General features: G+C 26.7%; 15 protein-coding genes and 1 pseudogene. All 16 read left to right on the plus strand.

Annotated features, from left to right (window positions below):
* Positions 1 to 2: 2 nt before the first annotated feature.
* Complete coding sequence (locus AVBRAN9334_RS06550) at positions 3 to 1,130, plus strand: DegT/DnrJ/EryC1/StrS family aminotransferase (protein WP_214117856.1); 1,128 nt, start codon at positions 3 to 5, stop codon at positions 1,128 to 1,130.
* The gene (locus AVBRAN9334_RS06555; RefSeq protein ID WP_214150325.1) at positions 1,130 to 2,071 is read left to right on the plus strand and encodes a tetraacyldisaccharide 4'-kinase; all 942 of its coding nucleotides are present in this window, start codon (positions 1,130 to 1,132) and stop codon (positions 2,069 to 2,071) included. Before AVBRAN9334_RS06550 ends, AVBRAN9334_RS06555 begins: the two co-directional genes overlap by 1 nt.
* Positions 2,043 to 2,333 (plus strand): divalent cation tolerance protein CutA, encoded by a 291-nt coding sequence (gene cutA, locus AVBRAN9334_RS06560; RefSeq protein ID WP_214120292.1) that lies wholly within the window; start codon positions 2,043 to 2,045, stop codon positions 2,331 to 2,333. Before AVBRAN9334_RS06555 ends, cutA begins: the two co-directional genes overlap by 29 nt.
* Entirely contained in the window at positions 2,333 to 3,709 is a 1,377-nt protein-coding gene (gene thrC / locus AVBRAN9334_RS06565) for a threonine synthase (RefSeq protein WP_214117853.1), read from the plus strand. The genes cutA and thrC overlap by 1 nt, the downstream gene beginning before the upstream one ends.
* The gene (gene kdsB / locus AVBRAN9334_RS06570) at positions 3,706 to 4,416 is read left to right on the plus strand and encodes a 3-deoxy-manno-octulosonate cytidylyltransferase (protein ID WP_214120293.1); all 711 of its coding nucleotides are present in this window, start codon (positions 3,706 to 3,708) and stop codon (positions 4,414 to 4,416) included. Before thrC ends, kdsB begins: the two co-directional genes overlap by 4 nt.
* Positions 4,406 to 5,965 carry a DNA recombination protein RmuC gene (rmuC, locus tag AVBRAN9334_RS06575; RefSeq protein ID WP_214117851.1) on the plus strand — a complete coding sequence of 520 codons (1,560 nt, stop codon included), beginning with the start codon at positions 4,406 to 4,408 and terminating at the stop codon, positions 5,963 to 5,965. Before kdsB ends, rmuC begins: the two co-directional genes overlap by 11 nt.
* 154 nt (positions 5,966 to 6,119) lie before the next feature.
* Positions 6,120 to 6,278, plus strand: a complete 159-nt coding sequence (locus AVBRAN9334_RS06580) for a hypothetical protein (RefSeq protein WP_214117850.1) — start codon at positions 6,120 to 6,122, stop codon at positions 6,276 to 6,278.
* Positions 6,275 to 6,931 (plus strand): AzlC family ABC transporter permease, encoded by a 657-nt coding sequence (locus AVBRAN9334_RS06585; protein WP_214120295.1) that lies wholly within the window; start codon positions 6,275 to 6,277, stop codon positions 6,929 to 6,931. The genes AVBRAN9334_RS06580 and AVBRAN9334_RS06585 overlap by 4 nt, the downstream gene beginning before the upstream one ends.
* A complete protein-coding gene (locus AVBRAN9334_RS06590; RefSeq protein WP_214117848.1) occupies positions 6,916 to 7,233 on the plus strand; it encodes an AzlD domain-containing protein in 318 nt (105 codons plus the stop codon). The genes AVBRAN9334_RS06585 and AVBRAN9334_RS06590 overlap by 16 nt, the downstream gene beginning before the upstream one ends.
* A 9-nt stretch (positions 7,234 to 7,242) precedes the next feature.
* Positions 7,243 to 9,999 (plus strand): S8 family serine peptidase, encoded by a 2,757-nt coding sequence (locus tag AVBRAN9334_RS06595; RefSeq protein WP_336607316.1) that lies wholly within the window; start codon positions 7,243 to 7,245, stop codon positions 9,997 to 9,999.
* Positions 9,989 to 12,955, plus strand: a complete 2,967-nt coding sequence (locus AVBRAN9334_RS06600; protein ID WP_336607317.1) for a S8 family serine peptidase — start codon at positions 9,989 to 9,991, stop codon at positions 12,953 to 12,955. Before AVBRAN9334_RS06595 ends, AVBRAN9334_RS06600 begins: the two co-directional genes overlap by 11 nt.
* Positions 12,956 to 12,964: 9 nt before the next feature.
* Positions 12,965 to 13,441 carry a 3-isopropylmalate dehydratase small subunit gene (locus AVBRAN9334_RS06605; RefSeq protein WP_214117845.1) on the plus strand — a complete coding sequence of 159 codons (477 nt, stop codon included), beginning with the start codon at positions 12,965 to 12,967 and terminating at the stop codon, positions 13,439 to 13,441.
* A complete protein-coding gene (gene leuB, locus AVBRAN9334_RS06610) occupies positions 13,438 to 14,475 on the plus strand; it encodes a 3-isopropylmalate dehydrogenase (protein WP_336607318.1) in 1,038 nt (345 codons plus the stop codon). The genes AVBRAN9334_RS06605 and leuB overlap by 4 nt, the downstream gene beginning before the upstream one ends.
* A complete protein-coding gene (locus AVBRAN9334_RS06615; protein WP_214117843.1) occupies positions 14,475 to 14,717 on the plus strand; it encodes a hypothetical protein in 243 nt (80 codons plus the stop codon). The genes leuB and AVBRAN9334_RS06615 overlap by 1 nt, the downstream gene beginning before the upstream one ends.
* Complete coding sequence (locus AVBRAN9334_RS06620; protein WP_336607319.1) at positions 14,699 to 15,082, plus strand: CiaD-like domain-containing protein; 384 nt, start codon at positions 14,699 to 14,701, stop codon at positions 15,080 to 15,082. Before AVBRAN9334_RS06615 ends, AVBRAN9334_RS06620 begins: the two co-directional genes overlap by 19 nt.
* A pseudogene (locus AVBRAN9334_RS06625) lies at positions 15,082 to 15,454 on the plus strand (CCA tRNA nucleotidyltransferase); the annotation flags it as partial. The gene AVBRAN9334_RS06620 and the pseudogene AVBRAN9334_RS06625, both read left to right, overlap by 1 nt.

Below are 15,454 nucleotides of genomic sequence, written 5' to 3' on the forward strand. Positions count from 1 at the left end.
ATATGAAAGAAATTTCTTGTTTTTTAAATGTAATTACAGAAGATGATAAAGAGTTTTTAATTAAATCATTAGATAATGATATAAATAGTATTAAATTATTAGAAGATAGTTTAAGTGAAATTTATAAAGGTTCTCGTATAGTTTTAACCAATAATCACACAGCAGCACACCATTTGGCTTTAAGTGCGATTGATTTAAAGCGTGGAGATAAGGTAATTTGCTCTGTAAATTCATTTCCAACAATTGCTCAAAGTATTAGATATTTTGATGCTGAACCTATTTTTGTAGATGTTGAGCTTGATAGTTTTAATATTGATATAAAGAGTTTAGAAGAAGCACTAATTAAACATAATCACAAGAAATTAAGAGCAGTTTTTGTAAATCATACCGCAGGACTTGCAGCAAAACTTGATGAAATTAGAGCTTTATGTGAAAAATACAATGTATCTGTAATAAATGATTGTGGTTTTGCACTTGGTATGGAGTATAAAGGCGAATTAGTAGGAACTAAGGATTTAATATCTTCTTTTGGGTTTAATGCTATGAGAAAAGACCCTGTGTTTGCAGGCGGATTTTTAGTAATTAATGATGAAAAAGTTTATGAAAGAGCAAAATTATTAAACTCAAATGGAATTTCATCAAATGCTTGGGGAGATGATGGCAATCTTGGATATTTTTATGATGTAACAGATATTGGACATGAGTATGAAATCACTAAAGTATGTGCGTCTTTAGCTTTATCTAAAGTAAAAAATTATAAATATTACTTAAAAAGAAGAAGAGAAATAGCAAATATTTATAATGAAGAGCTAAAAGGTTTAAAACATATTAAATTGCCTACAACAACCCCAGAACACACATTTTTAAGATACATAATAAAGGTTGATAAAAATAGAGATAATTTTGCTAAAAAACTAAAAGAAATGGGGATAAATACAGGAATTCATTTCATACCTTTAAATTTCTTAAGCTACTATAAACAAAAATATAATCTAAAAATCAATGATTTTCCAAATGCTTTAGCAAACTATGCTCAGATTTTATCAATACCAATTCACATAAATCTTAGCGATGAAGATGTAAAAAGAGTTTGTGATGCTATAAAAACTCTTGATTCAAGCTGGATTTAATGGGTTTTATTGATAGATATTTTTTTAATCCTAATTTATGGCAAAAGATTTTAATTTTCACTCTTTTGCCGTTTTCTTATATATATTCTTTTATTGCTAGTAAAAACTTTAAATCTACAAAGAAAAATGATTTTAAAATTCCAATAATTAGCGTAGGAAATATCAGTGTAGGCGGTAATGGTAAAACCCCATTTTGCAAGGCTTTAAGCGATATGCTTTATCCTATTTATAACGATGATATTTTTATTATTCTTCGTGGTTATAAACGCAAAAGCAAAGGTTTGCTTGTAGTAAAATTGCATAATCAAATTCTAAGTGATTATTTAAACGCAGGTGATGAAGCATTAGAACACGCTTTATTTACAAAAGCAAATGTGATAGTTAGTGAAGATAGAATTAAAGGCATTCAAAAGGCTATTAGTTTGGGTGCAAAATGTATTATTTTAGATGATGCTTTTTCTAAGACAAATATAAAAAAATTTGATATTTTATTAAACTCAAATATAAAATATAAATATAATTTTACCCTTCCAAGTGGAGCTTATAGACTTCCTAAAAGTTATGAAAAATTTGCAGATTTTAATGCTTATCAAGATTTACATTTTAAAAGGACTTCTTTTATTAAAGACATTAAAGAAGATATGATTTTAATATCAGCTATTGCAAAGCCTTTTAGATTATTGCAATATAAAGATTTAGTAAAAGCTTATTATTTTTATAACGACCATTCAAGCTTTAATAAAGAAGAGCTAATAAATCTTATGCAAAAGCACAATGCAAAATATATTTTGCTAACCAAAAAAGATTATGTAAAAATAAAAGATTTTAATTTAGAAACTATATTAATTGATGAAGAATTAATAATTTTTGATGAGTTAAAAACAGCTATATTTAATTATTTAAAGGAATTTAATGTATCTTATAAAGACAACCAGCAATGATTTAGAATTGCTTAAAAAAATTGCAAATAAAATAATCAAAAAAGAGCTTAGCAAGTGTATTCATATTGCTAAAATTACAAGTATTTATAAATGGGACGGAAAAATTATTAATGATGATGAGTTTAGTTTAGAAATAAAATCAAAAAATATAAAAAAGGTTTATAAAATAATCAAAAAACACCATAATTACGAATGTTTTGAGTTTGTGTATTATAAATTTAAAGCAAAAGATAAGTATTTAGAATTTTTAAAGGAGAAATAATGATATTTTATTCAAGTAGAGATGAAAACATTACGAGTGATTTTGCAAATGCACTTAAAAATCCACTCTCAAGTGATGGGGGATTGTTTTGTCCTAGTAAATTGCAAGTATTTAATAAAGATGAATTAAAAGGTTTGGGTTATAAAGAATTTGCTAAAAAGATTTTTTCAAGTTTGAGTGATGATTTGAGTAATTTTGAAAAGAGTTTAGATGAATATTTAGATTTTGATACTAAAGAGCCTTTTGTTATCAAAAAACTTGATAGTAAAACTGATATATGTGAATTATTTCACGGAAAAACTAGAGCTTTTAAGGACTTAGCATTAGCACCACTTGCAAGACTTATGGATAATGATAAACATTTAATTATCTGTGCTACTAGCGGAGATACAGGCCCAGCAACTCTTAGTGCATTTAGTAAAAACAAAAGCTCAAAAGTAGTTTGTATTTTCCCAAAAGGAAAAACAAGTGCTGTTCAAGAGCGTCAAATGGCTAATGTAGATTATGGTAATTCTTTAGTTTTAGCAATTGATGGTAATTTTGATGATGCTCAAAGCACATTAAAAAATCTATTAAATGATAAAGAATTTAAAGAAATTGTAAAAAATCAAGGCTTAAATCTAAGTGCTGCAAATTCACTTAATTTTGGAAGAATTACTTATCAATTGCTATATCATTATTATCTTAGTCTTCAATACAAAAACCCAATAAATGTGATAATTCCTAGTGGGAATTTCGGTAATGCACTTGCTTGTTTTTATGCTAAGCAAATGGGTGCAAATATAGATAAAATCAAAATCGTAAGCAATGAAAATACAATTCTTTATGATTTCTTTACTACAGGCGAATATGATTTAAGAAATCGTGAGTTTAAATGCACTTATTCTCCTGCTATGGATATTTTAAAATCATCAAATCTTGAACGCTTAATGTATTATTTCTTCGGAGCTAGTAGAACTAAACAATTATATTTAAGTCTTGAAAGTGATAAATATTTTAAAATTACTAAAGATGAACTTGCTAGATTAAAAGAACATTTTATAGCTTATAAATGCAGTGATACCGAAACTTTAGAAAATATTAAAGCTTATAAAAATTATTTATTAGACCCACATACAGCAACAGCTATTAATGCTCTTGATGATAGTTTTAATGTGATTTGTTCTACTGCTGAATGGACTAAGTTTACCCCTAGTATTCAAAAAGCTTTAGGTATATTTAAAGATGAATTAAGTGGCATTAAAGATTTGGCTAAAAAGTATAATTATAAGCTTAATGATAGTCTTTTAAATGCTTTAAATTCAACTAATTATTATGCAAAAGATATAAAAGTAGATGAGATTAAAAAAACAATAATAGAATGGATAAAGCAATGATTATAATTCCTGCTAGACTTAAATCAAGTCGTTTTAGTGAAAAGATTTTAGTGCCAATCAAAGGCATTCCTATGTGTATTTACACAGCTTTAAATGCTAGTAAGGCTGATAGGGTTGTGATTGCCACTGATAGTTCTAAGGTATTAGAATTGGCAAAAGAATATAATTTAACAGCTATTTTGACAAAGCAAACTCACGAAAGTGGGACTGAAAGATTAGCTGAATGCGTTGATATTTTAGGTCTTAATGATGATGAATTAATTATAAATCTTCAAGCAGATGAGCCTTTATTTGAGCTTAGCAATTTAATTAAGTTTAAAGAATTTTGCAATGAATTTAAGAATGAATTTTTTATGGCGAGTTGCTATACTATAAAAGATACTCCAAGTGATGAAAATATGGTAAAAGTAGTCCTTGATACTAAGCAAAATGCTATATATTTTTCAAGAGCACCAATTCCTTATGATAGAGATAAAAAGGGTGTAAAATACAATCATCATTTAGGCATATACGCTTATACAGCTAAGTCTTTAAAAGAATTTATAACTCTTAAATCAAGCTTAGAGCATATTGAAAAATTAGAGCAATTAAGAGCTATTGAAAATGGCAAAATCATTAAAATGTGCGAGATTAATACAAAGTCTTTTGGTATTGATACAAAGGCTGATTATGAAAGATTATTGCAGGTTTTAGAAAATGACAAATGAGCTAATTTTAGCCATTATTAGTATTGTATTTTTTATAGTTTGCATTATTTTTTATATTCGTTATATAAATATTTTTAAGAGTGAGAGCTCGCTTAAAAACGAGTTTTTATCTCTTGCTAAAGATAAAGAATATTTGAGTGTTTTGAGTGAGAATTTAAAACAAGAATTAAATAATTATAAAAATAATTTAGTGCAAATTGAAAATGAAAGAAATAATTTAAATATTCAAAACTCGGCTTTAAGCGAAAAAATAAGTAATCTTGAAAATGATTATAAAGAATTAAAAAACGAGAATAATTTTATAAATGCTGAAATAGCAAACAAGCGTAATCAAAATGAAATTCTAAATACAGAACTTTCAAGGCTAAATGAAGAGCTTAAAAATACTAAAGAGCAATTTGAAAAAGAGTGCGAAAACTTAAAAAATACAAAAGATATTTTAGATAATTTATCTTCTAAATACCATTTAGAAAATGCTAAAAACGAAGCTTTAAACGAAAAAGTAAAATTGTATGAAAACAATTTAAAATCTTTAGAAGAAAAATATGAAAATACTTTAAAAACCTTAGAAAATAACCTAAAAGAGCAAAATGAAAAAAGCTCAAAATTAATTTATGAAGAAAACACAAAAGTATTATTAAATAATTCAAATGAGCTTTTAAACAAGATTTTTAGCCCTTTAAAGGAGCAAATTAGCGAATATGAAAAAGCTTTATTAAAGCAAAATACAAGTATAGAAAACAATATAAAAACAATGTTTGAAACAAGTCAGAATTTGGGTAAAAAGGCTGATGAATTTGCTAATATTTTAAAAGGTGATAAAAAGGCTCGCGGGGATTTTGGAGAGATTATGCTTAAGCAGTGTTTATTATCTAGTGGGCTTATTGAGAACGAGCATTTTTTTATGCAAGAAAGCTTTAAAGATAGTGATAATAATACAAAAAGACCAGATGCGATTGTGTATTTTGAACCTAACAAATGCGTTATTATTGATTCTAAGTTTTCTTTACCAAGTAGTGATAATTTAGAAGTTTATAAAGATGAAATTGCAAATAATTTAAACGCTAGGATAAATGAACTTGCGAAAAAAGATTATGAATTAGCAGTTGATTTTGCAAATGAATATGTGATTTTATTTGTGCCTTATCAAAATATTTTAGATTTAGCCTTAGAAAGTGATTCGCAGATTTTTAAAAAAGCCGAAGCTAAAAAGATATTTTTAGTAAGTCCTACTACGCTTTTTATGGGACTTAAAATGATTTATTTTGGCTGGAAAAACTATGAAGTAAATCAAAACGCTTTAAAAGTCTTTAATGAATTTGGTAAATTTTATGATAAATACGCTAGTTTTTATGAAGATTATGAAAAATTAAAAAAACAATGCGAAAATGGTTTTTTAAAAATTGATACTCATTTATATGGTAAAGGTAGTATTAGTTCTCGTTTAGAAAATCTAAAAGCCTTAGGTATTAAAAACAAAAAAGAATTAAGCGAATTAGCAAAAGATTTAAAAGATAGTGAAATTACTAGATTGATTGATGAAAAATAATTAAAGTATTAATTATTTTTAAAAGTTTTATGAATTAAATAATAAATTATAAATCCTTTTAAAAGTTCTATTTTAAGGGGATTTTTTTAAAATTTTTGAATTGTTTTTTTAAAAAAATTTGTTATTATTTATAAGCATACATTTAGGAGAGAAAATGATTTTTTTAATACCATTAATTATATTTATAGGAATACTTTTTGGGATTGATTACATATATTTTCAAGATGATGATAATAATGTAAAACAAGAAAAAGTTATAAAAAAACAAGAAGTAAGCAATGTAGATGAATATATCAAAAAGTATACAAAATGATAAAACAAGCTTTAATTGATACTTTTGCCGTTGCTGTTGCTTATATAGTAATTGGTATTGCATTTGGCATTCTTGCTTATTCAAATTCTTTTAGTTTTTTTGAAGTTTTTGTGGCTGCTGTTTTTGTTTTTTCTGCGTCATTGCAATTTTTATTATTATCTTTACTTAGCTCGGGTGCTAGTTTAGTAGAGATTTTAATAGCTTCAAGTTTGCTAAATCTTAGACATTTTTTCTATGTTTTAGGAGCTTTAAAATATTTTAGAGATTTAGGCTTTATAAAATACTATGCGATTTTTACTTTAACTGATGAGAGTTTTGCCTTACTTAGTGCAAAAGATTATGATAAAAAAACTGCCGTATTAATTCTAACTTTTAATCATTTTTATTGGATTTTTGGTTGTATTGTAGGGTATTTTATAGCAAGTTTTGCTAAGGCTGATTATAGTGCTTTAGGATTTTCTTTAAATGCTTTATTTATAGTTTTAGCTTACGAACTTTACATAAAACATAAAGAAAATAAAGTATTTTTCATAGCCTTAACTCTTGGGCTTATAGGTTTATTTTTCATAGATAAACAATATATGATGTTAAGTTGTATTTTTTCAGGAATTTTTATATTGATTTTAGGAAAGAAATTATGTCTTATACGATGAGTGCTTTATTAATTGCTGGTTTTAGTGCTGTTGTTTTAAAGGCTTTAGCTTATATATTTTTTGGGACAAAAAAACCAAATGAGCTTTTAATGTATCTTGAAAAACATATGCCACTTTTGATTATGGTTATCTTAGTTTGTTTTTTATATAAAGGATTAGATTATGAAAACCCACCTTATGCAAGTGATTATTTGGTGGCTGGGCTTGTTGCCTTAATCTCTCATATAATGTTTAAAAAAGGTTTTATTAGCATTATTTTAGCAACTTGTGTTTTTTATGTTTTACACGAAATTATTTTTTAGGAATTTACATTGAGATATAGTGTTTTATTACTTAGTTTATTGTTTTTGAGTGCTTGTGGTGGTGGCGGTGGTGCTGCTAGTGTAGAGCCAAATAATTCAAATAATCAAAGCACAATTAATAAAGATTATACAAATTATTTGCCTACTGCTAATTTTAATTTAGAAGATAGTTTATATAATAGTAGTTATTTAAAATTCACACCGCAAAATTCTTCATCAATCTATGTTACAAATATAGGCTTTAGCTCTAATTGGAATCAAGGTTTTTTAGGAACAGGAATAATCTTAGCTATCCTAGATACAGGGACAAGTGATTTAAGCAAATTAGCTTTTAATAATCATTATGAATATAAAGAAGTAGATAGAAAACATTGGAAATCACTAGATTATAGATTAAAAAATACTAATTTTACTGCTAACACTTACAAAAGCTCTGTTTTGATTAATGAAAAAACAAAAGCAAAAGCAACTCATGGAATGCTAGTAATGAATACAGCAAATCATTTAGCAAAGGATATAAGATTTGCTAATGTGCCTTTACCTTTACTTGATGCATATAAAAATAAGTTAAGTTCAGGAGATGATATAAATCTTGCCGCTACAATTGATTATTTATCAAATAGTGGGATAAGGTTTTTTAATCGTTCTTTTGCAGAAATAGGCGAAATTAATAAAAGCGAAGAATTAGTTGGGAATTTTTATCCAGCAATTATGCAAAATAATGCTCTTATAGTTAGTTCAGCGGGAAATGAGGAAACAACAGGAGATTTTTCAGCTCATGCTTTACCTATTAATAGCCCACTTAGAAAAGGTTGGATAATTGCACTTGGTTATTATGATGAAAAACCAAAAAAAGATTACAAAAATATTTATTATATTATGGATAATGGGGTTAAAAAATATGTATATTCTGCAGGAAATACTTGCAAAAAATATGGTTGGGATGATTGTATAGCAGCTCCTTTTTTAATAAATAATAATGCAGGAACTAGCTTTAGTGCCCCAGCTATTTTAACTCTTGGTGCTTTAATTTATGAAAAATATCCTTGGATGAGTAATGATAATATTAAAGAGAGTATTTTTACAACAGCTTATAAGGTTTATGGAGCAAGTGCAAGTGATATTAAAGCTCATTTTGGAGAAGGCATTATAAATCCAGCAAAAGCAATGAATGGAGTTGCAAGTTTAAGGCATGATTTTAATGCTAATGTAGATATAGATAATTTATATGTATTCTCAAATGATATTAGTGGTAATGCAGGGCTTATTAAAGATGGGATTGGAACTCTTGCTTTAAGTGGAAAAAACACTTTTACAGGAGATATAAGTATTAAAAAAGGTGTTTTGTGGCTTAGTAATTCAAATAAAGCTAGTATCACTAATAATTCTATATTAAGAATGAGTAATGCTAGTGCTGCAAATTTAACCAATAATGGAATTTTAGTTAATGAAGGAATGGAAGTTAATAACCTAAAATTAGCTAATACAAGCGTAGTTTATACAAATATAGGCGAAAAATTTAATGTAATTAATAAAGCTATACTTAATGGGGATTTAAATGTAGTTGGGGTTAAATACGGCTATACTTTAAATAAAGAAAGAGAAAATATCTTAACAGCAGGAAGTATTGAAGGTGAGTTTAAAAATATAAAACCAAATTCTACATTTTTGAAATTAAGCGAACCAATATATGATAAAAATAATTTAAGTATTAAGGTAGATAAAATTGATGATTTAAATACTTTACCTGAATTAAATGCTTATGCTAAGAAAAATTACACAAGTTTATTTTCAAAATTTGATAGATTGCTTTATGAAACAAAAAAGCCTGATTTACCATTGGATAAGGCAAATTATAAAGAAGTGAATTTAAATGGTGGTTTAAGCGAAAGCGAGTTTTTAAAATATAATATGATTGCAAATGCGATAATAAATACAACAAAAGATGAATTAGCATCTACTACGAAATTATTATTTGCAGAAGATATTTATACAAACTCAATTTTAAATATCGCAAGGATAAAATCACTAAATAAAATAAATTTTGATAATTTCGGAGTAAGTTATAATTACAATAAAATTAGTGATTTAAAAGAAAGTTCAAGTGAATATAAAATAGCTAATAATTTTGATAATTTAGGTCTTGCTTTTGTTTATAATGACGCTAGGATTTATAATGATAATTTTAAAAACAATTCAAGAACTTTAGGCTTTTTAGCAGGTTATAAAATAGATTTAGATGATTATTATTCTAAGAATTTGATTTCGTATTTTGATATTAAAAATAATGCAAATAGATTTGATTTAAGCTCAAAATTTAAAAATAAAGCCTTTTTAATCTCAAGTGAATTAGGATTAAATAATAATATTAGTCCTTATTTTAGGTTAAATTATTTGAAGTATTTTCAAGATAGCTTTAATGAAAATAGCAATCTATTAGCTTTATCGTTTAATAAGTTTAATAAAGACTTTTATTATGCTAATTTAGGAATTAATTCTAATTTTGCTTTTAAAAAGCTAAATCTTAAAACTTATGCTGATTTAGAATATAATTTCAATAAAGATTATTATTTTTTAGCTAAATATGATTTTTCTGATGAATTAAAAATATCAAATGGCTTTTATAAACAATATTTATTTAATTTAGGTATTAATTTATCTTATCGTTTAAATAGTAAAATTAATTTTAATTTTGATTATAATAATTCATTTGCTAAGAATTATTTTGCAAATAAATTTAATTTAGGATTTTTATATGAATTTTAAACTATCATTAATTGCTTCTATATTTTTATTAAGTGCTTGTGGCGGTGGCGGTGGCGGAGCTAATACTCAAACTCCTAATATAAAATCTTCACAAGATACTTCTATTTCAAGGCCACATAAACCTACAGCTAAAGTATCAACTAATGAGAATTTTCAAAATATAGTTGAAAATGCCAAAATAATTTCGGATTATTCTAATTTGCCTGTAATTAATATACCTAAAAAAACCAATATAGCCACTAAGTTAAACACTAAAACTGATACTGCTACTATTAGTGTTTTTGCTAAGCTTTATGATACAAATTTAGCTACTTTTCAAAGTGCAAATAATCCATCAGGCTATTCAAACAAAGAAGTTGCAAGGTCAAATAATAATCAAACTAGCTATGGATTTAGCCCTAATTGGAATCAAGGCTTTTTAGGAAAAGGAATAATTATTGGGGTAAATGATTCGGGGACTGATGATTTAAAAAATGTCTTAGTAAATAAGTATTTTGATTATAAAAAGACAAATCACACTAAATGGAATTCATTGGCAAATAGGATAGATGATGATAATTTTATAAGTAAAAACTATTCAAATTCTTTTTTAAAAGATAGCAATAATAGTCCTATTTTACACGGCAAAAATGTGATGAATACTGCAAATACAATTGCAAGTGAGATTAAATTTGCAAATATAGTAAATCCTATTAGTAAAAGTGAAATTGGCGATGATATTAATTTAGCCGCTACAATTGATGCTTTATCAAATAGTGGAGTTAGGTTTTTTAATCAATCTTATGAATATAGTAATTTAGATTATTCAAGTCCAAATACAGGCATATTTTATACAGCAATTATGAAAAATAATGCTTTAGTTTTTAATGCAGCAGGTAATATTACTGATAATATTAATAAGCCTTTTACAACCCACGCAATCCCACTTGATAGTCCTTTAAGAAAAGGTTGGGTAATTGTTTTAGGATATAAAACCAATGCTGCAAGAGTAGATGAATATGGTAAGCATTTTTACATACAAGATAATGATGGAGCAATTAAAGAAGTTTTTCATCACGGAAATACTTGCAAGAAAAATGGTTGGGATGATTGTATTTCAGCTCCTTTTGAAATAAATGGAATTGAAGGCACAAGTTATAGCACCCCAATAACTGCTAGTGTGGCGGCTTTAATTTATGAAAAATACCCTTGGATGAGTAATGATAATATTAAAGAGAGTTTATTTACAACCGCATTTAAGGTTACAAGCACTACAAATAATGCTGATGATATTAAGGCTCGTTTTGGGGTAGGGATTTTAAATCCTACTCGTGCTATGAATGGGGTTGCTGAGTTTAGAAAAGACTTTTATGCTAATGTGGATTTAGATAATTTATATGTATTTTCAAATAATATTAAAGGTGATTTTGGTCTTATTAAAGATGGAATTGGGACTTTAGTATTAAGTGGGGATAATACTTTTAAAGGTAATAGCGAGATTAAAAACGGCACATTGTGGCTAACTGGTAAGAAAAATCAAGCACATTTTACAAATACAAATGGTGTTTTAAGAGTAAGCAATACAACTGCAAGTGGTATTACAAATAATAGTGTTTTAATAAACGAAGGTTTAACTTTAGGTAGCCTTGAATTAGGTGCAAATAGCAAGATTTATTCTAATTTAGGCGAGAGTTTTAGAGTTTTAGGTAATGCTAAATTAGACGGGGAATTTAATTTAGTAGGTGTTAAATCAGGTGCAAATATAACTCAAGGTCAAAATGTAGATATTCTAACGGCAAAAAGCATTGAAAATAGATTTAAATCAGTGCAATCATTAGTAACCTTTTTAGAAATTAATGAGCCAATTTATACTAATGATAAAGTAAGCGTTATGGTTAAAAGAATTGATTTGAATAAAATTAATAATTTAAATGATTTTGCAAGCAAAAATTATCAATTATTGTTTAATCAACTTGATAATTATTTAGAATACGAAGTTGGTAAAAGAGATAAAACAAGCGATGATTTAGCTTATAATAATATTAATTTAGATGGGCATTTAAGCGAAGCTGAATACAATTTAAGAAGAGCTGATTTGTTTTATGCTAGTATTTTAAATACTACCCAAGACGAATTAGCAAAAAATACAAATAAGCTTTTTGCTAATGATTTATACGATAATAGTTTAATGAATATTGCAAAGGTTAAAAGTATTCAAGCAAATGATTTAAAAGATGATTTTAATATAGAACAAAGCTATAAATATAATAAAATTAATTATTTAAAAGAAAGCTCAAATGAGACTTTAATTAGCAATGCTTTAATAAAAGATGATTTTAAATTCGCTTTAGGTTTTGTTTATAATAATTCAAATATTTATAATGATGATTTTAAAAACAATGCAAGAACTCTTGGCTTAATTGCTAATGCGAATTTTAATTTAGATGATTTTTATATCAATAATAAATTAAGTTATATTAATACTTTAAATAAGACAGAAAGATTTGGCAATTATGCGAAATTTTATGATAATTCTTTAGCATATACTTTAAAATTTGCTTATAAATTGAATGATTTTTATCCTTTTGTCGCTTTAAATGGTATTTTTTATAAACAAAATTCTTTTAATGAATTAGGTAATGATTTTAGCGTAAGTGTTAATAGCTTTAAAAAGTTTTTTACTTATTCAAATATAGGACTTGAGTATAAGAAAAATTTAAATTATTTAAACTTGTTAGCTAGTGTTGATTTAGAATATAATTTTTACAAACATTATTTATTAAAGGCAAAAAATATAAGCTATCAAAATAGCATTGATATTAGTAATGGTTTTTCAAAAAAACTATTAACTAATATTAATTTAGGTTTAGGTTATTCTTTTAACGATAGGCTTAATCTTGGGATAAATTATAAGTTAAATTATGCTAAAGATTATTTTGCTAATAAGTTTATGTTGGGTATTAATTATAATTTTTAAGGAGCTTTAATGAGAGTTTTTAAGTTTGGCGATAATATAGATACAGATTTAATCATAGCCGCAAGATATTTAAATACAAGTGATGAAAAAGTATTAGCTAGTTATGTTATGGAAGATGCTAGACCTGGATTTTTTAAAGAAATTAAAGAAAATGATTGCATAGTTGCAGGAGAGAATTTTGGCTGTGGTTCTAGTCGTGAGCACGCACCAATTGCTATTAAAGCTGCAAATATTAAATGTGTAATCGCAAAAACTTATGCGAGAATTTTTTATAGAAACGCATATAATACTGGGCTTTTAATATTAGAGTGTAACGATACTGATAAAATTGCAGAAAATGATGAATTAGATATAGATATTACAAATGGAATTATTAAAAATATCACAAAAAACGAAAGCTATAAAATAAATCCAATCCCTGTATTTATGCAAGAATTATTAAATGCGGGTGGTTTGATTGAATACGCTAGTAAGGTTGCAAAATGAATAAAATTTGTGTAATTAAAGGCGATGGAATAGGCCCTGAAATAATCAATGAAGCTATAAGAGTTTTAAAAGTAGTTCGCCCTGATTTAGAATATACTGAATGCTTAATGGGTGGGGCTGCGATTGATGAGGTTGGAGTTCCTTTACCACAAGAAACTATTGATGTAGCATTAAATTCTAATGCAGTTTTATTTGGTGCAATTGGTGGAGAAAAATGGGATAAGCTAGAACGCCATTTAAGACCTGAGAGTGGATTATTAGCACTTAGAAAAGCTTTAGGAGTATTTGCAAATCTTCGTCCTGCTTTTGTATATGATGGACTTGAAGAGCTTAGCACTATTAAAGCTAGTGTTGTAAAAGGCGTTGATTTACTTGTAGTAAGAGAATTAACGGGTGGAATTTATTTTGGACAACCTAGAGAAAAACTAGAAGATAGAGCTTATAATACAATGGTTTATACTCGTGATGAGATAATTAGAATTGCAAAAATTGGTTTTGAAAGTGCAATGAAACGCCGCAAAAAATTATGTATGGTAGATAAGGCTAATGTGCTTGAAACTTCAGCTTTATGGAGAGAAGTTTGCGATGAGTTGGCTGTAAATTATCCTGAAGTTGAATTAAGCTATATGTATGTAGATAATGCTGCTATGCAACTTATTAAAAATCCAAAGCAATTTGATGTGATTTTAACAGAGAATTTATTCGGAGATATTTTAAGCGATGAAGCTAGTATGGTAGTTGGCTCAATCGGACTACTTGCAAGTGCTAGTATAGGTGGAAAAGTTGGACTTTATGAGCCAATTCACGGAAGTGCTCCTGATATTGCTGGTCAAGGCATAGCAAATCCAATTGCTACAATTTTGAGTGCTGCTATGATGCTAAGATTTGCATTAAACGATGAAGTATCAGCATCAAAAATAGAAAACGCAGTAAAAAGAGTAATAAGCGAAGGCTATGGATGTGCTGATTTAGCTAATGCAAAAATTAAATTAAATACCCAAGAAATGGGCGAATTAGTAGCGAAGTATTGCTAATGCAAACAATTACCGCAGCAAAGATTTATGAAGAACAAGGGCTAAGAGAAGAAGCCCTTGAAATATATAAAAATATTTTAAAGCGTGATAAAAACAATCAAGCAGCTAAAGAAGGTATTTATAGATTAAGTGGTGCTAAGGTGCATAAACTTGAACTTAATTTATTAATGTATGATTTTTTTATGAATGCTAAAAGCGAACAAGAATATAATGAGTTTAAAAGGTGGCTAATAAATATATGAATAATGAAGAATTATCACAAATGATTGATAGATTATCTCAAGTAGCAGCAGAAGAGATTAAAAAAGAATATGAAAAAACTGAAGAAGAGCAAATAAATGAAGTAAAAGCAGTAAATGAAATCAGTAGCGAAGAAGAGATAATAGCTAAGATTGAAGATATTCAAAGAGCTAAAGAAACTACTAGCACAGCTATGCTATCAACTTATGAAAAGCAATATTTATTGAAAATTAAAGAAAGAATTTTAGTTCTTTTTGAAGCTTTAAACACCAAGCAAAATGAAGAAGATTTACAAAAAAGATTAGAAATAACAATATCTTTTATTGAATTTTTACTAGCAAGTATTGAAGAGCGTTTAAAAAATTAATGCTTCCTTGGGATGATGAGACTTTTTTAACAATACAATCAATTTTATCAAAATACACAAAAAGAGCTTATTTTGTGGGTGGTTGTGTTAGAGATATTTATCTAAGTAATAATACAAATGATTATGATATAGAGATTTATGATGTAAGTCCTAGTAAAATGGAGCAGGTTGCTAAAGAATTAAACGCTTTAGGTGTAGGCAAAAGTTTTTTTGTATATAAAAAAGCAAATTATGATTTAGCACTTGCAAGAACAGAGAAAAAAACAGGCAATTTACATACGGATTTTCGTGTAAAAGTTGAAAAAAGCATATACAAAGGCTCGCTTAGAAGAGATTTTCGTATGAATACAATAATGATTAATATTTTTACAC

The sequence above is a fragment of the Campylobacter sp. RM9334 genome, assembly GCF_020138145.1.
Taxonomy (GTDB): Bacteria; Campylobacterota; Campylobacteria; order Campylobacterales; family Campylobacteraceae; genus Campylobacter_E.